Origin of the sequence: Streptomyces sp. NPDC014801, assembly GCF_043082085.1 — a bacterium.
Lineage (GTDB): Bacteria > Actinomycetota > Actinomycetes > Streptomycetales > Streptomycetaceae > Streptomyces.
The window spans coordinates 230,996-256,119 of sequence record NZ_JBIBXG010000003.1 but is presented as its reverse complement, the minus strand read 5'-3'; the positions used below and the strand labels follow the sequence as shown (position 1 = coordinate 256,119).

The 25,124-nt window shown below is 69.6% G+C and carries 12 protein-coding genes; 8 read left to right on the top strand and 4 right to left on the bottom strand.

Annotated elements, in window-relative coordinates; all coding sequences use genetic code 11:
• Positions 1–167: 167 nt before the first annotated feature.
• The 3 genes from ACF1AL_RS07830 to ACF1AL_RS07820 all read left to right on the top strand — a co-directional run bounded on the left by ACF1AL_RS07830 (position 168) and on the right by ACF1AL_RS07820 (position 9,574).
• Positions 168–1,418 carry a protein kinase gene (locus ACF1AL_RS07830; RefSeq protein ID WP_391825560.1) on the top strand — a complete coding sequence of 417 codons (1,251 nt, stop codon included), beginning with the start codon at positions 168–170 and terminating at the stop codon, positions 1,416–1,418.
• A gap of 141 nt (positions 1,419–1,559) precedes the next feature.
• Positions 1,560–4,454, top strand: a complete 2,895-nt coding sequence (locus tag ACF1AL_RS07825) for a DEAD/DEAH box helicase (RefSeq protein WP_391825559.1) — start codon at positions 1,560–1,562, stop codon at positions 4,452–4,454.
• Between the two features lie 23 nt (positions 4,455–4,477).
• Positions 4,478–9,574 carry a class I SAM-dependent DNA methyltransferase gene (locus tag ACF1AL_RS07820; RefSeq protein ID WP_391825558.1) on the top strand — a complete coding sequence of 1,699 codons (5,097 nt, stop codon included), beginning with the start codon at positions 4,478–4,480 and terminating at the stop codon, positions 9,572–9,574.
• Positions 9,575–9,644: 70 nt separating this feature from the next.
• On the opposite strand, the gene ACF1AL_RS07815 is transcribed toward ACF1AL_RS07820, so the two are convergent.
• Together ACF1AL_RS07815 and ACF1AL_RS07810 are read right to left on the bottom strand one after the other, a co-directional pair.
• The gene (locus ACF1AL_RS07815; protein ID WP_391825557.1) at positions 9,645–9,848 is read right to left on the bottom strand and encodes a DUF397 domain-containing protein; all 204 of its coding nucleotides are present in this window, start codon (positions 9,846–9,848) and stop codon (positions 9,645–9,647) included.
• A complete protein-coding gene (locus ACF1AL_RS07810) occupies positions 9,845–10,660 on the bottom strand; it encodes a Scr1 family TA system antitoxin-like transcriptional regulator (protein WP_391825556.1) in 816 nt (271 codons plus the stop codon). The genes ACF1AL_RS07815 and ACF1AL_RS07810 overlap by 4 nt, the downstream gene beginning before the upstream one ends.
• 363 nt (positions 10,661–11,023) lie before the next feature.
• On the opposite strand from ACF1AL_RS07810, the gene ACF1AL_RS07805 reads away from it, so the two are divergent.
• Positions 11,024–12,160 carry a hypothetical protein gene (locus ACF1AL_RS07805; protein WP_391825555.1) on the top strand — a complete coding sequence of 379 codons (1,137 nt, stop codon included), beginning with the start codon at positions 11,024–11,026 and terminating at the stop codon, positions 12,158–12,160.
• Positions 12,161–12,280: 120 nt separating this feature from the next.
• Here the strand turns inward: ACF1AL_RS07805 and ACF1AL_RS07800 are convergent, their stop codons facing one another.
• A complete protein-coding gene (locus tag ACF1AL_RS07800) occupies positions 12,281–13,510 on the bottom strand; it encodes a hypothetical protein (RefSeq protein ID WP_391825554.1) in 1,230 nt (409 codons plus the stop codon).
• Entirely contained in the window at positions 13,495–14,400 is a 906-nt protein-coding gene (locus ACF1AL_RS07795) for a hypothetical protein (RefSeq protein ID WP_391825553.1), read from the bottom strand. Before ACF1AL_RS07795 ends, ACF1AL_RS07800 begins: the two co-directional genes overlap by 16 nt.
• 463 nt (positions 14,401–14,863) lie before the next feature.
• Here ACF1AL_RS07795 and ACF1AL_RS07790 point away from each other — a divergent pair, with 463 nt between their 5' ends.
• The 4 genes from ACF1AL_RS07790 to ACF1AL_RS07775 all read left to right on the top strand — a co-directional run bounded on the left by ACF1AL_RS07790 (position 14,864) and on the right by ACF1AL_RS07775 (position 25,097).
• Positions 14,864–15,331, top strand: coding sequence for an ATP-binding protein (locus ACF1AL_RS07790; RefSeq protein ID WP_391825552.1), 468 nt, complete (start codon positions 14,864–14,866; stop codon positions 15,329–15,331).
• Positions 15,332–15,399: 68 nt separating this feature from the next.
• Positions 15,400–15,528, top strand: a complete 129-nt coding sequence (locus ACF1AL_RS07785; RefSeq protein ID WP_391825551.1) for a hypothetical protein — start codon at positions 15,400–15,402, stop codon at positions 15,526–15,528.
• 366 nt (positions 15,529–15,894) lie between these two features.
• Positions 15,895–22,833: a DEAD/DEAH box helicase gene (locus ACF1AL_RS07780; protein WP_391825550.1), complete on the top strand. Its 6,939-nt coding sequence runs from the start codon at positions 15,895–15,897 to the stop codon at positions 22,831–22,833.
• Positions 22,830–25,097 carry a UvrD-helicase domain-containing protein gene (locus ACF1AL_RS07775; RefSeq protein WP_391825549.1) on the top strand — a complete coding sequence of 756 codons (2,268 nt, stop codon included), beginning with the start codon at positions 22,830–22,832 and terminating at the stop codon, positions 25,095–25,097. Before ACF1AL_RS07780 ends, ACF1AL_RS07775 begins: the two co-directional genes overlap by 4 nt.
• The last annotated feature ends 27 nt before the right edge of the window (positions 25,098–25,124 follow it).

The following is a 25,124-nucleotide window of genomic DNA, read 5'->3' as shown; positions in this document are numbered from 1 at the left end:
TGGCACCCCAATTGGACCAACGCCCTCCACGGATTCTTCACGGATAGAGGTTGACATCTCCATCTGGCAATCCCCGTTCCTGACCCCGAGCCCATCCACTACGGTGTCTCCAGGCGCGCATCGCGGCTGGTCAGACGCGCGCCCATGACCGAGTTTCGAGGACACACGTGCAGATCACGCCCCTGAACCCCGAGGACCCGCTCTCGCTGGGCGACTTCGAACTCCTCGGCCGGATCGGCCAAGGCGGTATGGGCCAGGTCTTCCTGGGTGAGTCGCTCGGCGGGGAGCCCGCCGCGGTGAAGGTGATCAAACCGTCGGTCGTGGACTTCGAGTCCCGGCAGCGGTTCGCGCAGGAGATCGAGGTACTCAAGACCATCTGGGGTCCGCGCCTCGCGGCCTTCCTGGGAGCCGACGCGGAGGCCGAGCAACCATGGCTGGCCACGGAGTACGTGGACGGCCCGGACCTCGCGCGGCACGTCCGTACGCACGGACCGCTGCCGTCCGTCCTCACCGCGGCGCTCGGCGCGATCCTCGCCGAGGCGCTGTCGGCCGTGCACACCCAGGGCCTGCTCCACCGTGACCTCAAGCCCGCCAACGTCCTGCTCGGACCGAACGGCCCGAAGATCATCGACTTCGGCCTGGCCGCGTTCACCGAGTCGACCATCTCCCTCACCGCCCCCCATCAGGTCGTCGGCACCCCGATCTGCATGGCTCCGGAGCAGGCCGCGGGTGTGAAGCCGCTGACGGCGGCCGTGGACGTGTACGCGCTGGGCGCGCTGCTGCTCTTCGCCGTGACAGGGCACTATCCGCATGAGGCGGCCACCCCGTACATGGTGTTCCACCTCGTCACGGACCCCGGCACGGCGCCGGATCTGTCCGGTGTGCCGAGCGAGCTGCTGCCGCTCCTGACCGGCATGCTCGCCAAGAGCGCCGAGGACCGGCCGTCGCTGACCGATGTGGTGCAGCAGTGCCGCGCGGTGATCGAGGCCCAGGGCATGAAGATCGCCCAGGCGAGGCGCAGGCTCACCGCGCACACGGCGGGGCAACGGCACAAGGCGGCATCCGCCGACGCCGCCCCCACTCTCCCGTGGCCCGCCCCCGCGAGTGACACGCCGGCAACGGAGATCATCCCGGCCGACCTGGAAACGCCGCGCCCGTCCGACGCGCCGGCGATCTCCCCCACTCTGGTCGAGACCCCCGACCCCGCCGAGCCTTCGATGCCTGACTCTCCCGGTGCTCTGCCTGCCGCCCCTCGGGACCACTCCGACGGCTCCCGGCATGAGCAGCCGGCGCCGGGCCGCCCGCCCACGGCGTCCAGGCGGCCCAAGGAGGGCACACAAACGCTGCGGCACTCCGCACAGGCCCGCAGGACGGCAGAGCGTCTCCGTACCGCGTATGCGGCGAAGGCTCCGTTCTGAGCCCGGCAACCGACCGGCGGTGCCGAACCGCACGGCCACTCCCGCCGGCCCCACGTCCCGCCCGCGCGACCGTGACCCCACCGGCCGCAACGGGACAGGACATGACCACCGTATGAACACGAACGCCCAGGAGGCACCCGCGTGACCGCCGACTTGAGCACCGCTCCCGCGACGAGCGCCGAGGACGCCCAGTTCCCGCCGGGCGCCCAGATCCTCGTACGCGACGAGGTGTGGCTGGTGCGCAACTCGACGCGGACCGAGCACGACGGGGTCCGCGTCGAGGCCGTCGGCGCGTCGGACTTCGTACGCGACCAGGAGGCGGTGTTCTTCACCGGCCTTGACCGGATCGAACTGCTCGACCCGAGGCGGACCCGCCTGGTGCGGGACGACTCGCCGAACTTCCGCCGCTCGCGCCTCTTCCTGGAGGCGGTCCTGCGCAAGACGCCGCTGCCGCAGGCCGAGCGCGGCCTGGCGCTCGCGGACTCCTTCCTCCTCGACTCGCTCCCCTACCAGCAGCGTCCCGCGCAACTCGCCCTGTCGGGCCGCAACCTGCGCCCGCGCCTGCTCATCGCGGACGTCGTCGGCCTCGGCAAGACCCTGGAGATCGGCCTCACCCTCGCCGAGCTGATCCGCCGCGGCCGAGGCGAACGCATCCTCGTCGTCACCCCGCAGCACGTCCTGGAGCAGTTCCAGCACGAGTTGTGGACGCGGTTCGCGATCCCGCTGGTGCGCCTGGACTCGGTGGGCATCGAGCGGATCCAGCGGGAGATCCCCGCCGGCCGCAACCCGTTCACGTACTTCAAGCGGGTCATCGTCTCCATCGACACGCTGAAGAACACCGACCAGTACAAGCACCACCTGGAGCGGATCACCTGGGACGCCGTCGTCATCGACGAGTCGCACAACCTCATCAACAAGGGCTCCCTGCGCAACCAGCTGGCCCGCACCCTCGCCCCGCACACGGACGCCCTCCTGCTGGCCTCCGCGACCCCGCACAACGGTGACGCCCGTTCCTTCGCCGAGCTGATCTCCCTGCTCGACCCGGCCGCGATCCGCGACCCGGAGCACTACCGGGCCGAGGACATCAAGCACCTGTTCATCCGGCGTACGAAGGTCAGCCCCGAGGTGCGGGAGCAGATGAAGGGCCAGTGGGCGGACCGCGGTCCCTCCCGCTCGATCCACGTGACGGCCACCCCCGCCGAGGAAAGGATCTTCGAGGAACTGGCCGCGGTCTGGCTGCCGTCCGACGGTTCGAAGTCGGTCAGTGACGTCCCCCTGTTCCCGTACACGCTGCTGAAGTCCTTCCTCTCCTCCCACGCGGCGCTGAAGGCCACGGTCACCACGCGCATCAAGACGCTGGAGAAGAAGAACGCCCCCGAGTCGACTGCCGCCGAACGCGCTGCCCTGCACCGGCTGCTGGAGCTGTCCTCGGGCATGACGGAGGCGGACTCGGGCAAGTTCCAGGCCCTGCTGGAGCAGCTGCGGGAGATCAGGGTGGGCCCGAAGTCCGACAGCCGGGTCGTGGTCTTCTCCGAGCGTGTGCAGACCCTGGAGTGGCTGGCCAAAACCGTGCCGCAGGCCCTCGGCTTCAAGGGCAAGGCCGCCCAGGAGGCAGCTCGTGTGATGCACGGCGGCCTGTCGGACGAGCAGCAGATGCAGTGCGTGGAGGACTTCGGCCTCGCGGACACCCCAGTACGCATCCTCTTCACCGGTGATGTCGCCTCCGAGGGCGTCAACCTGCACCGCCAATGCCACCAGCTCATCCACTACGACGTGCCCTGGTCGCTGATCCGCATCGAGCAGCGCAACGGCCGCATCGACCGCTACGGGCAGGCGCACGAGCCGCAGTTCCGGGCACTGATCCTCACCAGCTCGGTCGACGGGGCCAAGGACGACACGCTCGTCGCGGAGCGCCTGCTGGAGCGCGAGGCGCAGGCCCACCAGTCGCTGGGCACGGCGGAGGCGGTGTCCGGACTGTACCGGGCGGAGGCCGAGGAGAAGTCCCTCATCCAGGACCTGCTGCGGGGCCGCACCGTCGACGAGTCCCTGGACACCCGCCGCTCCCCCGGCACCGGCGCCGCCGCCACCGACGACGACGCCATGGACGACTTCCTCGCCGACTTCTTCGGTGCCGTGAACGACGAGCCGGAGGAGACCGCCGGCACCGGCACGGACGGCGGCGACGGCACCACGGCGGTGCCCACGGCGCACGTGCCCCGGCTGTTCGCCTCCGCCCGCGAGTTCCTGGACGAGGCGCTGCGCGAGGTCTACCCGGACGCGCACGACCGCCTGGACCTCGCCGTCGACCCGGAGACCGGCCTGCTCTCCTTCGTCCCGCCGTCCGACCTGGTCCACCGCCTCAAGGCGCTGCCCCCGGACTACGTCCGCGAGCAGGGCCTGCGCGACCGTCTGAAGGTCACCTTCAACCGGCGGCTCGCCGACCACAGCCTCACGCGCGCCCGCGCCTCCGCGACGTCCAGCTGGCCGGACATCTCCCTGCTGACCGACCTGCACCCGGTCATGGAGTGGCTCACGGACAAGGTCCTGGTCCGCCTGGACCGCCAGGAGGCGCCAGTACTGACCGCAGACGTGTCCGGTCCCACGTACCTCGTGCAGGGCATCTACTCCAACGCGCTCGGCCGCCCGACCGTCGTCAAGTGGATGGCGGTGACCGAGGACGGCGAGGTAGACGACGACATGGTGGCCGTCCTGCGCCGCGCGAAGGTCGGCCCGACGATGGCGAACCCGGGCCTCGCACACGACACGACCCGCCTCGCCGAGGCGATCCCCGGCGTCCTGGACACCGCGGAGGCATTCCTGGAGCAGCACCGCGAGGCCTGGGACGAGCCGCTGCGGGCGCCCATCGAGGAGTACAAGACCCGCCTGGGCGACTGGGAGCAGCCGACGCTGACGGGCGGCGGCTCCGCGCCCACCGGCACTCGCGAACGACTCGCCTCCCTCGCGGACTCCCTCCTCACCACGGGCCGCCCGATGCTCCGCGTCCTCGCCGTCCTCGCCCCGGCCCACGCCGCCTGACTCATCACCTGAGGTTCACCACGATGACGTTCGACTCCCTGGTCAACCGCGGCGACTACTTCTCCGCGCACTACCTCGCCGAGGTCCTCCCCAAGGACCTCAAGTCCGGCCTGCTCGCCGAGTGGAAGCAGCGCGAGGAGGACGCTGCCGGCACCGAGCGCCCCGAGGGTGCACTGCCGGTCACCCCGCGCGCGGGCCTGCGGGCACTGCGCCGCCCCTACTTCGCGGCGCGCTCCTACTTCACGATGGACGAGGAGCGAGCGGCGACCGGCGACGACGCCGTGACGTACGACGCCCCCGAGTGGTGCGACCGCGTCCGCGCCCTCAACGCGGAAGTGCTGCGCGCCCTCGGCTTCGATGCCAAGCCCGGCACGATCACCGTCGTCCGCGCCGACCAGTCTTACGAGGTGAAGGTCGCGCACACGGAGAAGGACCTCGTCGCCCTGAACTGCGGCTGGTCGGCCGAGCCGGACGACGCGCTGGACCCGGAGGGCGCGGGCCGCCTCCTGGACGAGCTGCGCCTGGACGGCCAGCACACGATCACCACCGGCTCCAAGCTGGCCTCCTTCCTGTTCGCGTGCGAGGACGCCCCGCGCTATGTGCTGCTGCTGGTCGGCGGCGTCGTCGTGCTCGCCGACCGGGCGGCGTGGGGCGAGGGCCGCTACCTGGCGGTGTCCCTGGACACGGCGCTGGAGCGCAACGACACCAAGGCGGGCGGCGAACTCGACACGGTGGCCGCTCTGTTCGGCGCGGACTCGCTGCGTACGCCGGAGGAAGGCGGCGAGAACCCTCTCGCCACGCTCGTCGACAAGTCGACGAAGCACGCGGTGGGCGTTTCGAGTGAGCTGCGGGACGGCCTGCGGCTGAGCGTGGAGTTGATCGCCAACGAGGTCCTGGACCGGCTGCGCGAGGCGGGCGTCCGCCCCGAGCAGGTCAAGGAACTCCCGGAGCTGGGCCGCCAGTTGACCCGGGAGTCGCTGCGCTACCTCTACCGCATCCTGTTCCTGCTGTACGCGGAGGCCCGCCCCGAACTGGGCATCCTGCCCTCGGACTACCCCGAGTACCAGATGGGCTACGGCCTGGGCCGCCTCGGCGAGCTGATCGCCGAGCGGGACCTCGTGGACGAGAAGTCCCGGAAGGGCTTCTACCTGTACGAGTCGCTCGACCTCCTCTTCCGCAAGGTCCAGGAGGGCTACCGCCCGCGCCGTACGCACGGGGTGGACGCGGAGCCGGCGGAGACGGTGACCGAGAAGACGTCGGAGGACCTGGGCCTCCGCTTCGAGCCGCTGCACTCCAAGCTGTTCGAGCCGGACGCGATCCGGCTGATCGGGCGGAACGCGGTTCCGGACCCGCGCGCCGACAGTGAGGCCGAGGCAGGCGCCGAGGGCGGGGAGCGCTTCATCGACACCCGCCTGCGCAACGAGACGCTGTACCGGGTGCTGCGCCTGCTGATGCTGACGCGCGGCAAGAAGCGCGAGCGCGGCGGCTTCATCTCCTACGCCCAGCTCGGCATCAACCAGCTCGGCGCCGTGTACGAGGGCCTGATGTCGTACTCGGGCTTCGTCGCGGGCGAGGAGCTGTACGAGGTCGCGAAGAACGGCGACCCGAAGGACGGCTCGTGGCTGATCCCGGCGACCAAGGCCGACGAGTACCCGGACGAGGTGTTCGTCCGCCACAAGGACGAGGACACAGGCGAGGAGCGGCGCGTACGGTACGCGCCGGGCGCCTTCGTGTACCGCCTGTCGGGGCGTGACCGCCAGACCTCGGCGTCGTACTACACGCCGGAGTCGCTGACCCGGGTCACCGTCCAGCTCGCGTTGCAGCACCGCCTGGATCAGGAGGGTACGAAGACCGAGGCCCGCGAGCTGCTGGACTGGAAGATCTGCGAGCCGGCGCTCGGCTCGGGCGCGTTCCTCAACGAGGCGATCAACCAGGTCGCGGCGGAGTACCTGCGGCGCCGGCAGGAGGAACTGGGCGTTGCCATTGACACGGAGAAGTACGCGGTCGAGCTGCAGAAGGCCAAGGCGTACATCGCGCTGCACAACTCCTACGGCGTCGACCTCAACGACACTGCAGTGGAGCTGGCGGAGGTCTCGCTGTGGCTGAACACGATGCATCCGGGGATGGAGGCGCCGTGGTTCGGGCTGCACCTGCGGCGCGGCAACTCTCTGATCGGCGGGCGCAGGGAGATCTACTCGGCTGAGCGTCTGAAGAAGGGCGGTTGGCTGGGTACGACTCCGGAACGCTTCCCGCTGTCGGAGGCGCTGGCGGGGGCTGCGCTGCCCGAGGGGGCGGTGCACCACTTCCTGCTCCCGGCGAAGGAGTGGGGCGCGGTCGCGGCCGAGAAGGAGGCCAAGGCGCTGGCCCCGGCGCAGGCGAAGGCGCTCGCGGCGTGGAGGAAGGCGATCACGAAGTCGCCGAACGCCACGCAGACCAAGCGGTTGCAGGGGCTGGCCCGGCGGGCGGAGTACCTGTGGGGGCTGGTCGTGCGCCGGCTGGAGATCTCCGAGCGGGAGATCTCGCGACGGATCGATGTCTGGGGCGCTGAGGACGGCTGGCTGCGCTCGCCCGAGGTCGCGGTGCCGAGGGAGAAGGTCAAGGCGGACCTGGAGGCCGTCGACACGCCGTACTGGCGACTGAAGACCCTGATGGACGCGTGGTGCGCGCTGTGGTTCTGGCCGGTGCAGGAGGCTACGCTGCTGGACGGTTCGCATGAGGCGTATGCGCGGGCGGCGGAGGTCGCGTCGCAGTCGGGCGAGTGGGTCGTGCCGTCGGCCCCGGCTTCGGTTCAGGTTCCGGGCCAGTCGGGTGCGCCCACGCGGGAGACGTATGAGACGGAGGACCTGTTCGGCGGGGTCGAGGTCGTCGAGGTCAAGTCGAAGAGCGGGCGGGGCGGCAGCCGCAAGGGCCAGATCCGGGGCGAGCGACGCCCGGTGATCCCGCTGGCCTCGCTGGACGACTGGCTGGACTTCGCGGAGTCGCTGCTCGGTACGCAGGGGGTACCGGAGGACTCGCTGGTGGCTCAGTTCGACACGCTCGATGAGCTTGAGCGGTACGAGGACGAGCTGCCCGAGTGGATGGGCATGGAGCGGTTCTACTCGCTGGAGTCGCGGTATCCGTGGGCGGGGGTTGCACGGGATGTGGCTGAGCGGCAGGGGTTCTTTCACTGGGAGCTGGAGTTCGGGCAGGTCTTCGGGATGCGGGGCGGGTTTGACCTGCAGGTGGGGAATCCGCCTTGGGTTCGGCCGCGGTGGCAGGAGGATTTGGTCCTAGCAGAGCTGGAGCCATGGTTTGTACTGGCGGAGAAGCCAGGTACAGCGGAGTGGCGGCTTCGCAAGGAAGATGTGCTAGGCGCGAGCGCAGCCGCTCAAGGATTCCTTCTCGATGAGCTGGCAGCACATGCGGGGGCCGCTGCCGTGTTGGGGAGCCCGGCCGCATATCCGCTCCTCGTCGGTACGCAGGGGGACTTGTACAGAGCCTTCATGACTCGGGTGTGGCAACAGATCGCGCCGCAGGGCAGCGCGGGGATGATCCACCCTGACACGCACTTCGGGGGTGTGCGAGAGGGTGCCATACGGGCTGCCGCTTATCGGCACCTTCGGGTACACGCGCATTTCGTGAACTCGGCGTACTGGGCCTTCGAAGACCTCACTGACTCTCGGGCATTTGGGATGCACGTCTACGGGGAGCCGCAGGAGCCTGACTTTCTACACGTCAGCGAGCTCCGCAGCGCCGAAGTCCTACCCGATTCACTCGCCCATGACGGAAAGGGCACAGCGCCTGGCATCAGACATCACGGCTCATGGGATATCCGGCCGCACCGTGACCGCGTAGTGCATGTGGACACCGCACGACTGACCAGTTGGCACTCTCTGAAGGGTTCAACGGGCGGGGTGGAGCAGGCTCCCCTTCTCTATCCGGTCCTTGTTGGTGAGCAAGGTGCAATCGAAGCGCTGGCTACCTATAGCAAGAGTCTGGCCGACTACCAGCCAATGATCTCTAGCGGCTACCACGAGTCTGGCGCCAAGAAAGACGGGCTGATCCGCTGGGCCAACCAAACCGTGCCTGAGCTATCAGATGTCATCCTTCAAGGCCCGCATTTCGCCTCGGCGCACCCCTTCTCGAAAGAGCCAAGAATCCCATGCCGCAGCATCCAGGATTGGAGCTTGCTCCCGCCAACCGCGCTACACGAATCGTTTACCCCTGTGACCAACTATGTGCGAGCCACAGATAAGAAGACATATCTGGAGGCCCAGGACTCCTGGCGCGGCGAGCCTTACAGTCGCTTCTTTCGGCTTGCATGGCGGAGAATGATTGCCTACAACTCCACCCTAAGCCTCCACGCAGCCCTCATTCCCCCGGGCCCTACCCATATCGATGGCGTGAATTCAACTGCCCTGGATAATAACCTCCTCACCGCCTTGAACGCAGGTTTCTGGGCATCACTGCCTCTCGACTATCTGCTGCGCGTCACAGGCCGCTCAAACCTGCTTAGTGGAGACGCTCGCAAAATGCCGGCTCCCGACCCGGCGCATCCCCTAAGCCCTGCCCTCCTTCTCCGTACCCTTCGCCTGAACGCTCTCACCATCCACTACGCCCCTCTCTGGGAGGAACTGTTCGACCCTAGCTGGGCGGGCTACGAGGACTGGGCCAATCCAAGCTGGCCCCACCTGAAACCCCTCGCCGCCAGCCTCAACCCGACCTGGACATATACCACCCCACTCCGCACCGAGCATGAACGCCGCGCCGCTAGCGTAGAGCTCGACGCTCTCGTCTCAGTCTGGCTCGGGATCACCGCCGACCAGCTCGTGGCGATCTTCAAGTCACGCTATCCACAGCTGTACGACTTCGATTCAGTAACTTACTTCGATGCCAACGGCCGAAAGATTTCGGGTGAATTCCACGCCTACGGATACGGTCAAACCAAGCAGGACTACATCGACCTGTTGGCCCACCTGAAAGATCCGGATCACACCCCACCGCCCGCCGGCTACACCGCCCCCTTCTACAAGGCAGACCGCGAGGCCGAGATGCGCGCCGCGCACGCCCACTTCCAAGCTCGCTTGGACAAGGAGATCGCCGCAGGGCGCTGGACTCCGCCAGGGAACCGTGAGGCCTGAGTACGTTCCTCATAAGGACGGTCGGCGCTTCCTTGAAGGAAGCGCCGACCGTCGCAGGTAGCCGTAAACCTCACGTCGCCTCAAGCAACGCCGCCCACGCCGTCGAGCCGACCTTCAGCACTGGCCCACCCTGCGCCACGCACTTCGAGTCACGCACGTGCACGCCCGCAGCCGTCAGGGCGACCTCGACGCACTCGCCGCCCGACCCAGTGCTGTAACTGCTCGTGCGCCAGGGCAGATTGACCTGACCGCCCGTCGCGTCTTCCGCGTTCATAGCTCTCCCAGCATCTTTTCGAGGAGCCCCAGCGACTCGCGTGGAGTCAGGGCCTGAGCACGCAGGATGCCGTACTGCTCCTCATACTCGCGCACCGACCTCCGCTCACTGAAGAGTCGGCTGTCGTTACGTGCCTCAACGTACGCGAGTCGCTGGCCCTTCTGCGTCTCGTACAGGGTGAACGGCCCGTCCAGGGCGGCATGTTCCACGCAACCGACAGGCATGACCTGAACGACCACGTTCCGCTGCTGCGCGCGCAGCAGAACCTCCTCCAACTGGCCGCGCATGACGCCCCACCCACCGAGCGGTCTCCGTAGCACGTGCTCCTCGATGACGAAGCTGATCGTGGGGGACGGCTGGCGGTCAAAGATCACCTGGCGAGCTAGACGGGAACCCACACGCTGGTTGACAGTCTCAGGATCAAGCAGAGGCAGCCACATCTCGCACACCGCTCGCGCGTACTCCTTGGTCTGCAACAGGCCGGGCACCGCCTTGCTCGCGTACACATGCAGCTCAACCGCCTCCGCCTCCAACTTCGCCGCATCCCGGAAGAACGCCGGATACCGCGCTCGTGCCACCTCCTCCTTCATCACCACCAGCAGCCCGCCGGCGTCCAGCACCTCATCCGCCCGGTCGATGAACTCGGGCCTCGGGATGCGCCGCCCCAGTTCCACCGACGCGATCATGTCCTCGCCGTACCCGAGCTTCACGCCCAACTCCGCCCGCGTCAGCCCCCGGCTCGTCCTCAGCAACCGCACCTGCTGCCCGAAGCACCGGAGGATGCCCGCCTCGCTCTCCTCGTGCGCCGCCATGGTGACCTCACCTCACCCACCCGCCGGGAAGCACCCGCCCGCCCCTCGTCCCGCCGCAGGCGCCGCACCCGTCCGTCACTCACAGCACACTGTAGGGATACGCAGCGTCTCCATGGCCTCACTCCGCGCAAATCCCCCCGCACCGCGTACGAGCGTCCGCCCCCCTGTACAGCCTCCGCCTGTACACGCGCACCAGTGTGATCCACCACGGCACCGATCGCCTCCCAAAGCGTTAAGGTTGCGCCTCAAGGGGAGGACAGAGCGGCCGTTGGACCGCTCGCCGCATCAACTCGCGGCGACGGCAGCCGGGGTGCCCGCCCCCCGCAGCTCAACCGGCCGCGGAACAGCCTGGGGGCACACGCCATGACAGACGCACCAACGCACGCTGCCGACACCGAAACGGACGAAGCCGACGACGCCGCCGACCGGAAGGTCGTCGAGCAAGAGCAGGCCGAGATCAAGGACTTCGTCAAGGGCTTGAGCGCGGACGACATCAAGTCGGGCAACTGGTTCAACAAGCTCGCCGCCCACGCCATGAACTCGTACACCCAGAAGGTGGACTGGCAGTACTTCCAGGACCGGTACGCCGGTGTGCCCGCGGACGTCATCGTGGATCAGCGGATCAAGATGGCAGCCCGGTACGCCGCGCTCGAAGGCGGGCTCTCCGCCGGGGCGTACACGGCGACCGTCGCCGCCACGATCGGCAGCCTCGGCGGTGCCTCACCTGCCACCGTCCCCGCGGCCGTGGCGACCATGATGGTCGACGTCGCCTTCCTCACCCAGCTCCAGTTGCGCTTGGCCTACGACGTCTCCGTGCTCTACCGGGTCCCGCTCGACGTGCACGACCCCGAGGATCTGTGGAAGCTCATCCGCGTGGCCTTCACGATCAAGAGCGGGGAAGCGGCCAACAAGACCGTGGTCAAGGCGGTCCCGGCCCTGGTGCGACCGTTGGTCAAGCGCTTCTACTCAGGATCGGCGCTCACCGCCGGAAGGGCGCTCCCCGTCGTCGGGAGGCACCTCCTGCAGCGCAACGTCATCAAGATCGGCATCCCCCTGGTCGGTGTCCCCCTCGCCGTTCTGCTGAACCGCTACACCACCCTCCTCGCCGGCCGCCACGCGCGGGCCGTGTTCCGGAACGAGGCGCGGGTGATCGAGATCGCCGAGGGAATCAGCGAGCGCAGTCGCCACCCGCAGTTGATGCTGTGGGTCGCGTGGCTCGTGCTCAGGGCGAACGCGAAGGCCAACATCGCGGACGACGAGGCGCTGCTGATGCGGCATCTGGTGCGGCTGGTCCGGGAACGGCACGAGGTGGTCGACGAGAAGCTCGCGAACGTCGTCGACATCGACCCCGCCGAGGTGTGGAAGCGCGTGAACGCCGAGCCGGGCGATCTCAGCGATGTCCTCGACGCGGCGGAGCGAGTGGCCACCGTGGACGGTGACGTCGACTCCCGTGAGAAGGCGATCCTCGCAGAGCTTCGTGAGCGGTGCCGCCGGGGCTGACGCCGTCGTGCGGCACCACCCGCACGCCACTCCCCCGCTTTAGTCCGTACCCACCAGACCCGAGCGCCCGCCACCAGCACGGCCACCGCGACGGCGCTGGCGCCGAAGCCGCACCCAACCCTATGACCAGCTCACGAAAACCGTGCGCCGGTCCAGGAAGGGGTTGGAGATGGGGGTCGACGATCCTCCCGGAGTGATCGGCACCACCCTGAAGCCGGGGTCCTCGTATGCGTAGTCGTCGTCGTTCTGCTGGGCGTTGGGCGGGTGGACGGAGACGATGAACCTCTTCCCGTCCGGCGACACCAGCATCCCTTCCGCGACCATCCCGTCCTGCGGCCCGACCACGTTGACAGGGGCGCCCACGGCGCGGCCGGTGCGTGCGTCCATGGTTCGGAAAGCGCCGGAAGACGTCCGGCACAGCACCCGTTCGTCACCGACCCAGCCCACGACGCCGAGGCATCCGCTGAGCAGCACCGCCCCGTGCGCCGAGGTCCTGGTGAGCGGCCCCGAAGAGTTCCAGGTGTCGAAGACGGTTCCGAAGACCTTGGGTGCGGTGGCCGTGAGCCGACGGCCGCTCGGCGCGAGGTGCACCATGTTCGCCTGGACGGCGCGCGCCGGCTTGCCCGTGACGGTCAGGGGCAAGCCGAGTCCCGCGGCCGGCCCCTCGTCCGTCAGGTGGTGGTCGCCGTCAGCCGACCGGGAACCGATCCTCCGCTTGCCGTCGGGGGCCGTGTACGTGAACCACACGCTGCGCCCGTCCGGCGCCATCACCGCGTTCTGCTCGACATCGCCTGCGGCGCCTCCCAGGCGCACGACTTCCTCCAGGTTGGCACCGCTGACCACGTAACCCACGTGGGTGACCTTCTTGTCGTGGGGGTCGCGGAGGACCACCGCCATGCGCGTGAACGCGAGGTCGAAGAGGGCGCGGACCCGGGGAGTCACGTACTCCGAGGTGGCCACGCCGTAGGGGGAGGGGTTGTACGGGCCCACTCCGCAGAATTCCACGAGGGGGCTGTTGACCGCCTTCACGCCCTCGTAGTTGGAGAACGCGGCATCGCTCGGGATGGGGAACGTCCGCTCCGCGCGCTTCTGCCACGTCTCGGGATCCCATGCCTGGACCGAGACGCTGGCCCAGCGTGAGCCCATCCCGCATGTGGCCGTGACGACCGTGTTCTTGCGGGTGAACGGGCTGTCCGGGACGGCGTAGGCGCGGTTGCCCAGGTAGGGCGCCGACGGGGTGGAAGGCCGGGAGTCGGGTTTGTCCTTGGCCGGTTGCGCGCTGCACGCCTGGACACACAGGAGTGCCAGGACGACGAGGGCCACGGCCTTGTCGACTACAGCAGGTCGCATGCCGGCTCCTTCGGCTTCAGGTGACACGGCGTCCAGGGGGTGGAACCGAAGAACCACTCCTGCCGTGGGCGCAGCGGAACGGACTCCGTGCGGAGACGCAGCGGCTGCCCCTTTCGGTCCTTCAGCTGGAGCCACTGCGCCTTCTGGTAGGCGTCGACGTAGTGGACCTCGACGCCCCACTCGCACGACTGTCCCCGGGGCGCGATCGCCTCCACCCTGAGTCCGCCCGAGGGCTGACCGCCTCCGACCTCGATGTAGTGGGTGTCGAAGTAGGGCTCGCCCTGTCCCTCGGTGTCGTCGGTCAGCACCGGCTCATCGGCATGGGAGGGAACATGGAGCTGGATGCCCTGGTAGACGGCGCCGCCCTGCGGTGGATAGGCGACGACCGTCTGCGCGGTGCTCTTGCGGCACACGACGTCGGTGACCTTCCAGTTGTCGATGACCACCGCGGCAGCCCGGGTACTCAGCACGGTCATCTTGAACGTGTCGGAAAGTTCCGTGCGGCCGGTCGACATGTGCTGCGTGTACTGCTTCGGGGCGTGTTCCAGCACGGACGGGTACTCGAGCAGACGGCCGCCCAGGGACTTCAGATATGCGAAGGTGACGGAGCTGTCATGGCTGGACGTCAGTTTCCGTGTCTCGGCCGCAGTCAGCTCCCGATCGAGAACCATCACCCATTGTTGACGGGGGTCGCCCTTCTCGGGCTGGACGGACACCGTGAACGGAAGCTTGGAGGCGTCGTACTCCGTGTTGGCGTCGTTCTCTCTGGTCACGTTCGGCTTGGTCATGAAGTAGTCGATCAGTACGTCCCGGAAGGCAGCCACGAGCGAGATCGACGCCACCGCCAGCACCACCACCGCCCTCCTGCGCCAGGAACCGCCGGAGGTCAAGCCGAGAGCTTCGGCGATCGCCGCCCAGGCTCTCGCCCAGAAGCCCTCACGGCGTGCGCTCCCCGGGTCGGCGTCGCCCTGCTGAGACGAGTCCGCGGTTTGGGACGTCTGGTTGCCGCTCGCGTCCCCGCCCTGGCCCGCCGGCTCCCCTGACGTGCCGCCATCACCGTCCGGCTGCGGCTCCGGTGTCCCGTCCGATGACGTGGTCGTCGTCATACCCGTCCCCCTGCAACGTGGTACATCCCGTCTCCGTTCACCACCCGGCACCTTGGGCCAGGGCGCTCGTACAGAATCCGGCCGTACGAGGGCCGACCGCTCACAATAGGGACACGGGCCGTGCCTGTCCCGCCACTTGAGGCCCCCTTCCCCGGACCGTGTACGGGCTCGCCCCGTCGCGTACAGCAGCCCGCCGTACAGACGTCACCTCTGGTGACACACCGATCACAGTCGGGACGCTGACGGCATGTGCGCTTACTCGTCCCGGTACTACCCGCCCGCCGCCCCCGCGACCACAACGGAATTCGCCATGTCCTTCACCTCCACGCCGCGTGGCGCGCGCCTGGCCCGGCTGTTCGTCTCGCACTGCCTGGACTCCTGGGGCCACCCGTACGACGGCGATGTCAACGAGAGGCTGACCCTGATCAGCGCCGAACTGTGCGCCAACGCCGTACGGCACGGCCGGGTCCCCGGCCGGGACTTCCACGTCCGGCTGACCAGCGAGGCAAGCGGTGAACTGCGGCTGGAGGTGTCGGACACCCGCGGCGAGCGCCGACCCACCGTCCTCCCGTCCGCGGACCCCGTCACCGAATCGGGCCGCGGACTCCTCCTCGTCACCGCCCTGGCCGACGACTGGGGCGTCAGGGACCGCCGTGGCGGTCCCGGCAAGACCGTGTGGGCAATCTTGGGCACGTGCCTGCTCCCGGCGGAATGAGCACGCCGAATGCGCGAACACCGGCGCGGAGCTGGCCGCCGCCGTGAAGACCCTGGCCGGGAAGGCCCGTGCGAAGGCCCTCAAAGGAGCGCGCCGCCCTGCTCGGCTTCGTCGTCCACGAGGACCTGGGCGGGTATGCGGATGCCGGCTACGACCGGATCCGCAAGGCGCTCGCCGGTGAACTGGCCCGCCAGTGACCGGGGTTTCGCACGGCTCTCGCGCTCGCTGCCTGGGAGAGCGAGAGTTGGTTGCTGCTGTTTCCGGACGCCTTTCCGCAGGTGCGTCCGCGGTGGAAGGTGCCCTCGAAGCTCCTGGACAAGGACACCGGGCGTATCAGGGACGCCAAGGAGGAACTCAAGCGGGGGCCGGGCGAGCCCGTCTACGGACATGTAGCCCCTACCGGGCATGTGCGCAGCGCGCGGCCGGGACCTGAATATGCCGGGGCGGCTCCCGTTGTCGGAGGTGAGCGGTATTTTTGATGCTGATCGTCACGCCACTCTCGCCGACAGTCACGGCGGTGTGCGCCCGGCGGTCTTGGAAGCCGTCCTGCCCGAAAGGTCCTCGTGAAGCCCACCCTGGCCGCCGCGCAGCTCCGCGAGAGTCTGACGCAGTACCTCACGACGACGTACGCGCTGGCCGACGAGGACACGCGGCGCGCGCTGGAGCGGTTCCTCGGGGACCCGGAGACGGGGATCTTCCGAGGGCCGTACCTGCGGATCAGGACTCCGTTCCATCCCGCCGACGACGGGTGGCAGTCGGCGCTGGAGTGGCAGCCGTCGTTCACGCCGTGGCGGCACCAGGCGAAGGCGTGGGAGCGGCTGAGCACGTACAAAAGGGCGGCCGAGCCGACGCTCGTGACGACCGGCACCGGGTCCGGCAAGACGGAGTCGTTCCTGATTCCCGTGCTGGACCACTGCCGCCGGCAGAAGGCGCTGGGCCGGCGCGGGGTGAAGGCCGTGCTGCTGTACCCGATGAACGCGCTCGCCACCGACCAGGCGGGCCGTATCGGCGACTACCTGGCGCAGCCGGAGCTGGCGCAGGTGACGGCCGGTCTCTACATCGGGGACAAGCCAGACACGGACTTCCGGCGGGTGATGACGCGCCGCGAGGAGATGCGCCAGGCACCGCCGGACGTGCTGATCACCAACTACAAGATGCTGGACCTGCTGCTGCAGCGGGCGGAGGACCGGCCGCTGTGGGAGGGCGCGGACCCGGCGTACGTGGTGCTGGACGAGTTCCACACCTACGACGGCGCGCAGGGCACCGACGTGGCGATGCTGCTGCGGCGCCTGGCGGCGGCCGTGGGAGCCTCGAAGCCGGAGCGCCCGCTCGGTTCGATCTGCCCGGTGGCGACCTCGGCGACCCTCGGTGAAGGTGGCGGCGACTCCGGTGGGATCCTCGCCGTCGCCGAGCAGGTGTTCGGCGTGCCGTTCGGACCTGACTCGGTGATCGGTGAGGAGCGGCTGAGCGCCGACGAATTCGTCGGAGACATCGACTACGAGCTGCCTGAGCCTCCCGGCCCCAAGGAGGTCATCGAGGTCTCGGGCGGGCCGGGCGTGGAGTCCGACCCGGACCGCCTCGACCTGGACGGGCTCGCGGAGCGGCTGCTCGGGCGGCGCGGCCTGGACGCCTTCCAGATCGGGCAGCTGCTGAAGAAGCACGACTTCACCCACGGCGTCCTCGCGCTGCTGAACGGGGAGCCGCTCGACGAGTGGGGGCTGCGGGACCGGATGGCCCGCTTCGGCTACGCGTGGGCACGCACCGCGCGGGAGAACCCGCGGCTCGCGCTGGAGGCGCTGTCGCGGTTCGTGGCGCTGCTGTCGTCCGCGCGGGACCCGAAGTCCGACGAGCGCCGGCCGCGTCCGCTGCTGCACATCGAGGCGCATCTGTGGGTGCGGCCGGTGGGGCGTGTGCTCAGCGGGGTGAGCGGCCGTCCGGAGTTCCGCTGGTACGAGGACGAGCGCGCCGCCGCGCGGCGTTCCGCGCTCACCGCGGCGTCGGCGTCGGAGGAACTGTCCGACAGCGACGAGTGGCCGACCTCGGACTCCCGGCGGCCGGAGGCGCTGCCTGGTTCGGACACCGTGCAGCGTCCGGCGCAGGCCCATCTGCCCGCCGTCTACTGCCGTGTGTGCGGCCGGTCGGGCTGGGCGGCTCTGTCCCCGGAGGCCGATCCGCAGAAGCTGGAGACCAGCCCGACGAAGATCTGGTCGGCGTCCGTCGGACGGGACAAGCGGCGGCTGCGGTACTTCATCTCGGCGACGCCGGCCGAGGCGCGGGACGCTCTGGCGGCGCTGACCGGCACCGGGCCGAAGCAGGCGGGCGGCGTCGACCCGCAGACCGTGGTGGTGCTGGACGGGGCGCAGGGAACCTACCGCCTGCCCGTCGCCGAGGACGGGGAGGGGCTGCAGGACGCCTGGTTCGCGCGGGCCATTCTCGACAAGAAGACCGCCGACCAGGCCGCCAAGGACGACACCTGCCCGGCCTGCAACACGGACAACGGCATCAGGTTCCTCGGCACCGCGCTCGCCGCGCTGGCCTCCGCCGCCGTCACCCAGCTGTTCACCGGCGGCCACGAGATCGCTCTGGCGCCGGAGGAACGCAAGACGCTGCTGTTCAACGACTCCACGCAGGACGCGGCGCACCGAGCCGGGTACGTCGCGAACGCCTCGTACAAGTTCTCGCTGCGCTCCCTGCTGGCGCACCAGCTGGACGACTCCGGTGCACCGCTCCCCCTCAACGACCTCATCGGCGACGTCCTGGACTCGGTGGACGACCCGCAGACACTCGCCGCGGTCGTCCCGCCGGACCTGCATGACGAACCGGGCGTGGACCGGCTCCTGTCGGGGCGCGGCACCGGGGACGCGCGGACCTGGAAACTGATCGGTGAACGGCTGGCGTTCGCGACCGTCATGGAGTTCGGGCTGCGCTCCCGGCTCGGGCGCACCCTGGAGCTGACACGGACCACGGCCGCGGAGGTGGTGGTCGACGACCCGGACCGGATCGTCGCACTCGCCCGTGACCTCCACCTCACCCTGCCCGGGCAACTGGGACTCGACGGCGGGCTGCCCACGCCCGAGCGGTACATGGCGTTCGTGCGCGGGCTGCTGGAGCGGCTGCGGCTGCGCGGCGGCGTGCGGCACCGGTGGCTGGACACCTGGATCAGGGAAGCGGGCGTCAACCAGTACCTGATCTCCGGCCGGCGGCCCGAAGGCATGCCCGCTTTCCCCGAGGGACGCGTCGCGCCGCCGAGGTTCCTGCTCGACGGGCCCAAGGAGAAGACGAAGTTCGACACGATCACCGGTAAGAACAACTGGTACCAGGACTGGACGCGGCGCTGCCTCGGGCTGGACACGCCCCAGGCGACCGAATACCTGCGCAGGCTGCTGCCGGTACTAGCGGACGAGGGCGTGCTGTCGGTGCGCACCGCCAAGGACCGCACGACCCGTGTCTACGGGCTGCAGCCGGGCCACGTCCACGTCAGGTTGCTGGCGGACGACCTGGTCAACAAGGCGTTCGTGTCCTGCGAGGAGTGCGGCTGGCAACAGGTGGTGCCGCCCGAGCGGCGCACCCGATGGTACGGGCACCCCTGTCCGCGCTGGCGCTGCACCGGCACGCTCACGCCGCCGCAGAACGGCATGTCGTCGACCGGAGCCGGCAGCGGTGGCTTCGGCAGGAAGCTCGAGCGCGACTACCGGGCCGACTACTACCGCCGTCTGTACCTGACCGGGGGCACCTACCGCGTCGTCACGGCCGAGCACACCGGCATGCTGACCCGGCCCGAACGGGAGCGCGTGGAACGGACGTTCCGGCAGGGCACCCACTACACCGACCCCAACGTGCTGTCCTGCACGCCCACCCTGGAACTGGGCATCGACATCGGAGACCTCTCGGCGGTGCTGCTCGGCTCGCTGCCGGGAGGACCTGCGAACTACGTGCAGCGTGCCGGGCGGGCCGGACGCCGGACCGGCAACGCCCTGGTGGTCGCCTTCGGCGGACGCCGGGCCCGTGACCGGTACTACCTGGACGACCCGACCGAGATGATCGCCGGTGACATCGTTCCGCCGGGCTGCTACCTGTCGGCCGTCGAGATCCTGCGCCGCCAGTACACAGCGCATCTGCTGGACCGGGCGGCGCGCGGCGAGCTGACCACCGCGGACGGCGAGCCGCTCATGCCGGTGCCGCGCCTGTCGTCGGCCTTGTTCGGCACCACCGGCTGGTGCCAGGACCTGTCGGACGCGGCGCTCACTCATGGGGCCCGGCTGGTGGAGGAGTTCCTGGCGCTGTTCCCGCAGGCATCCGGCGGGGCGGACGACGACCGGGGGGTGTCCCAGCACGCCGCGGACGAACTGCGCGCGTACGCCACCGGCGGGATCGCGCGGGCCCTGCAAGAGGCCGAGGAGGAGTGGACCGCGCGCCGTGAGGAGTTGCGCCGCCGGATCGCGGCCATCGACACCGCGATGGACGGCCTGCTCGTCGAGGACCGTGAACAGGGCGCCGAGCGGCGTGAGCTGCTCGCGGAACGCCGCGCCACCGGCGAACTGCTGCGCGCGATCAGCCAGACGAGTGCCCACGGGGCCCTCGTCGAACTGGGGTTGCTGCCCAACTACAGCCTCACCGACACGACCACTTCCCTGGAGGCCACGCTCTACTGGAAGGAGCCCACCGGCGACGAGGAGGGCTCGGAGGATCCGGAAGGCGACGAGGGGCGTCGGGACTGGGTGTACCGCAACGAGGTCCGGGACTATGAGCGGTCCCGCAAACTGGCCTTGACCGAACTCGCGCCCGGCAACAGCTTCTACGTCAACGGCTATCGGCACGTCGTGCGCGCCCTCGACATCGGCAGCCCGGAGCGGCGTGCCTGGGCAGTCTGGCGGATGTGCCCGGCCTGCGGTTACGCGCGGACGCACGGCGACCCGAAGAACGACACCTCGCCGTGCCCGCGGTGCGGGTCACGGGAGATCGCCGACGCAGGCTGCGTGCACCACGTGCTCGAGCCCCGGCGCGTGATGTCACGGGACAAGCGGGACGACGCACGGGTGCGGGACGACCGTGACGAACGGGACCAGAAGCGGTACGCGGTCCTCACCACCGTCGACATCGACCCGGCGCACCTGGCAGCCGGTTCGTGGCGGCACGACACCGCGGTCTTCGGCGCCGACTTCACACGCAAGGCCGTCATCCGCACCCTGAACCTCGGGATCGACCGGCAGGACGGCAGCAGCACGGTTCCGCTGGCCGGGGACGACGTGCGGCTGAACCCGTTCTACGTGTGCACCATCTGCGGTGGCGCGACAGCCGACGGGCGGCCGGTCGTCGACCAGTCACAGCACGCGCTCACCGCGTCCCTGGCCCGCTCCACGCGTGCCAGCGCCCACCATCAGCTGTGGTGCCCGCGCCGCCGGCTGCACGGCAGTGGGGAGGAGCAGGGCGCCGGACTCGACGTACCACTGCTTCTCGCGCACGAGCTGACGACGGAGGCCGTCCGCATCCTGCTGCCGGCGTCCGTCGCGCGGGCCAAGGAGCGGCTCGCCTCCTTCACCGCCGCGCTGTTCGCGGGCATAGCCGCCCGCTACGGCGGCGACCCCGACCACATCGACATCACCGCCGCCTCCATGCCGGACGGCGAGGACCGCGACTGGCCGCGCCGGTTCCTGGTGGTGTACGACCGGCTGCCCGGCGGCACCGGCTACCTGCACCGTCTGGCGACTTCCGACGGTTTCCGCGAGGTGCTGCTCAAGGCCCGTGAGGTGATCGAGAGCTGTGGGTGCCTGGAGAAGGGGCTCGACGGCTGTCACCGCTGCCTGCTGCGCCGCGTGCCGCCGGCCGACTACGACAAGGTCAGCCGCAACGAGGTCCGGCAGATGCTGGACGAGTTGCTCGGTGCGGACGGTGAGCGCTGGCACACCTCGCCCGTCGCCACCACCCAGCACATCCCGATGCACAGGCAAGCCGAGAGCGATCTCGAAGTACTGTTCATCGACACCCTGCGCGAGTGGGCGGGCCTGCCGGAAAGCCACGCCAGCGGCGACGCGTACATAACGCCGGCCGGTACCCACGCACTGGATCTGCGGCTGACGGCGGCGGACGGCACCACACTGAGCTGGCGGGTGTCGCAGCAGCGTGTCCTCGACGGAACCCGTCCCGACGTCCTCTTCGAACGGGTCGACGCCCCGGGGCCCCGCGTGGCCGTCTACCTGGATGGTTACGAGTTCCACGCCGGCCGTGAGCACAACCGCGTGGGCGACGATGCCGACAAGCGCACTGGGCTGCGCGCGGAAGGGCTGCGCGTCTTCCAGCTCACTTACGGTGACGTGAAGGAGTGGCAGCGCCGCATCCGCGACATCGGGCACGCGGGTGCCGGCCCCGCTGATCCCGTGTGGGAGCCGTACGGGGACCAGGCGCGCGCCCGGGCCCGCGGCTATTACGAGAAGGTGTGGCGCGCCCTGCCCGGTGAGCTCGCCGAGACCGTCTGGGTCAATCCGGCTGTGCAACTCGTGGAGTACCTGCGGCAGCCGGACGCGAAGCGCTGGCAGGGGCGTGCTGAGGCGGCCCTCGCGGGCTTCATGGGGGCCGGGGTCCGCCCCGTGCCGCTGCCGCCCGATGCGCTCGGTGAGCAGATCACGCTGGCGCTGCGCGGTGGAACACCCTCGGGGCCCCGTGGCCCCGTGCAGCTGTTCACGGTCACCGACCGCTCGGGACTGCCGCTGGTGTTCGCGGCGGACGGGCGGGCGACACCGCCCTCGTGGACCGGCATCGTCCTTCTCGACGACGGGCCGGGCGTCCACACCCACGAGGAGGCGCACAAGCGTCGCTGGCGGGCGTGGCTGTACTGGTCGAACGTGCTGCAGTTCCTGGACGCCGGCGGCGGTGACGCCGTCCAGCTCACCACCAGCCGCCTCGACGGGTTCATCGTCGAGACGCTGGCGATCACCGGCGGCCGTGGAGTCCTGGAGAGCGTCTGCATCGAGGTCGGTTCCACCGCCGGCCCTGACACCGCGACCGTGGCCTCCGTGAGGGCCCGTGGCCAGTCCGCCCATGCCGGGACGACCGCGCCCTCGCCATCGGTCGCCGCGGAGGCGTCCGCGGCCGGGCAGGCACCACCCGCACGAGACGCTGCGTGGGCCCGGATCGTCGAGTACCTCGACCCGGACGAGCCCGGCCTGCTCGCCCTGGCCGAGGCCCTCGCCGCACGCGGCCTTCCGGTCCCCGAGGACGGTTACGAACTCGACGAGAACGGCTGGCTGGCGGAACTGGCGTGGCCCGGCGCACGCATCGGCGTCGTCCTCGCCCCGCGCCCGCCGGAGGGCCAGACGGAGGACCAGGAAGCCGCCGACCGCGATCGAGCGTTTGCCGCGGCGGGCTGGGAGGTGCGCCCCGCAGCCGACTGGACTGCGCGCGACATCGCGGACCGAATCGGCGGAGCACAACCTTCCGGCGAGCGAGAAGGTCGTACCCAGCCAGACGGCACCACCACGGACAACGGGGAGAACGAACAGCCGTGACCGGCAAGAACGTGACGCTGCGCCTGCTCGACAAGGCGGACCGGGAGATCCTCAAGCTCCCCCGCCCGGTCAAGGGCGCCATCTACGACTTCCAGCACAAGTTCAAGACCAACCCCGATTCCGCGGGACTGCGTCTCAAGCAGCTGCAGGGACACGACAAGCTGTACTCGGCGCGCATCAACGACGAGTACCGTGCGTTGCTGCTGCGGCTGGCCGACGACGACTGGCTGATCGTCTCGGTCAAGCACCGCAAGGACGTGTACGCGCACCTCGACCGGCTCACGTACTCGGTCAACCGCGTCACCGGTGGCATCGAGTACGTGGACCTGCAGGTCGTGCAGGAGGAAGTGCTCAGTCCTCCAGCCCCGCGGACGGACACGCCCTCCACGCCGGCCGAGCCGCTTCACCCGGCCGAGCCCGCCGGTCCGCAGCCGCTGTTCGAGAAGTGGTCGGAACAGCAGCTCACCGACCTGGGTGTGGCACCCTCGCTGATCCCTGTCGTCGCTGCGCTGACCACCGAGGACCAGCTCCTCGGGCTCGTCGAGTACGCGCCGCAGCTCACCGGCGAGGTGCTGCTGGCGCTGTACGACGGCAAGGAGTACGACGATGTCCTGGAGCAGGTCACGGCTCCCGTTGCGGCGCCGGAACCTGTGGACACCGAGGACTTCCGGGCTGCCGTGGAACGTCCCGCCACCATCGTCACCACGACCGACGACGCGCTGCGCGAGGCACTGGAGGGCGGGGACTTCGGACGCTGGAAGGTGTTCCTGCACCCGACGCAGGCCAAGCGCGTCACGCGGGACTACAGCGGTCCGGCCCGCGTGGGCGGCGGGCCCGGCACCGGCAAGACGATCGTGGCACTGCACCGGGTCAAGCACCTGGTCGAGCAGCTCCCGGCCGGCCGGAACAAGCCGGTCCTGCTGACCACGTACAACAAGAACCTCGCCGCGGATCTGCGGTCACGGCTTCTCGCCCTGGGAGGCGAGCCCTTGCTGTCGCGCGTCGAGATCAGCCACGTCGACCAGCTCGCGCTGCGGACCGTCCGGGAGGCCGAGCCCGGCAACCGCAAGCGGATCATCGACGAGGCGCAGGCGGTCCGCGAATGGCGCTCGCTCCTCGACGAACTCGGTGAAGACAGCTGGGACGCGGAATTCCTGAACGACGAATGGACGCAAGTCATCCTCGGCCAGGCCGTCACGTCCCGCACGGACTACTTCCGGGCCCGCCGCGCCGGACGGGGACGCACGGTCAGCCGGTCCGAACGCGCTGAGATCTGGCAGCTCGCCGAGCGGTTCACGCAGCGCCTGGACCGGCTCGAGGTCCAGACCTGGGATCAGATCGCGGAGCGCGCAGCCCAGCTCGAAACGGAGCGGGCGCGGCGCATCCAGGCCATCGACCGTCAGCGAGAGGAAGCGGGCGGCCTCGACAACATCCACATGGCCGACGGTTCCGGCGGCTGGCTGCGCTACCGGTACCGGCACATCGTGGTGGACGAGGCTCAGGACCTGCGGCCCGCGCACTGGAAGATGCTCCGTGCGATGACCGCTCCCGACCGGAACGACCTTTTCCTGGTCGGTGACACCCACCAGCGCATCTACAAGAACCAGGTGACCCTCGGCAGTCTCGGCATCAACATCCGCGGCCGGTCCTCGAAGCTGTCGCTGAGCTACCGCACCACCCGGCAGATCCTGCGCTCCGCGCTGAACCTGCTCGGCGAGGAGACGTACGACGACCTCGACGGCAGTACGGAGACTCTGGGCGGTTACCGGTCCGTGCTCAGTGGCGCCGTCCCGAACCTTCACCGGCTCGACGACTGGGAGGACGAGCTGGAGGCGATCGCGGCGCTGATCGAGTCCTGGGGCGACGTGCCCCACGAGCAGATCGCGATCGCCGTGCCGAGCAACAAGATGGCGAGTGAAGTCGTCTTTGCGCTGGGCCGGCACGGCATCCGAGCGCTGGAGATCGGCCCGGACGGGCCCCGCGGCGACAGCGGCGTGCACGTCGGCACGATGTTCCGGTTCAAGGGACTCGAATACCAGCGCATGATCATTGCCGGTGTGACCGACGGACTGGTGCCCCATGCGAGTGTCCAGCAGCGGCGGGCCACGGACCCCGCACGCCACCGGGCGGAGATGCAGCGCTCCCGCTCCCTGCTCTTCGTGGCGGCCACGCGCGCACGGGACAGCCTGGACATCTTCTGGCACGGGGAGCCGAGCCCGTTCCTCAAGGAACTGATCAAGGTTCGGCCGCCCGTCGCGGCATGAGCGACTCCCGGGACCGTGCCGCGTCTC

Excerpts from the sequence above, each read along its gene's own strand:
- ACF1AL_RS07805 (WP_391825555.1), top strand. The coding sequence starts at position 11,024 with ATGACAGACGCACCAACGCACGCTGCCGACACCGAAACGGACGAAGCC.
- ACF1AL_RS07820 (WP_391825558.1), top strand. The coding sequence starts at position 4,478 with ATGACGTTCGACTCCCTGGTCAACCGCGGCGACTACTTCTCCGCGCAC.
- ACF1AL_RS07815 (WP_391825557.1), bottom strand. The coding sequence starts at position 9,848 with ATGAACGCGGAAGACGCGACGGGCGGTCAGGTCAATCTGCCCTGGCGC.
- ACF1AL_RS07810 (WP_391825556.1), bottom strand. The coding sequence starts at position 10,660 with ATGGCGGCGCACGAGGAGAGCGAGGCGGGCATCCTCCGGTGCTTCGGG.
- ACF1AL_RS07790 (WP_391825552.1), top strand. The coding sequence starts at position 14,864 with ATGTGCGCTTACTCGTCCCGGTACTACCCGCCCGCCGCCCCCGCGACC.
- ACF1AL_RS07800 (WP_391825554.1), bottom strand. The coding sequence starts at position 13,510 with ATGCGACCTGCTGTAGTCGACAAGGCCGTGGCCCTCGTCGTCCTGGCA.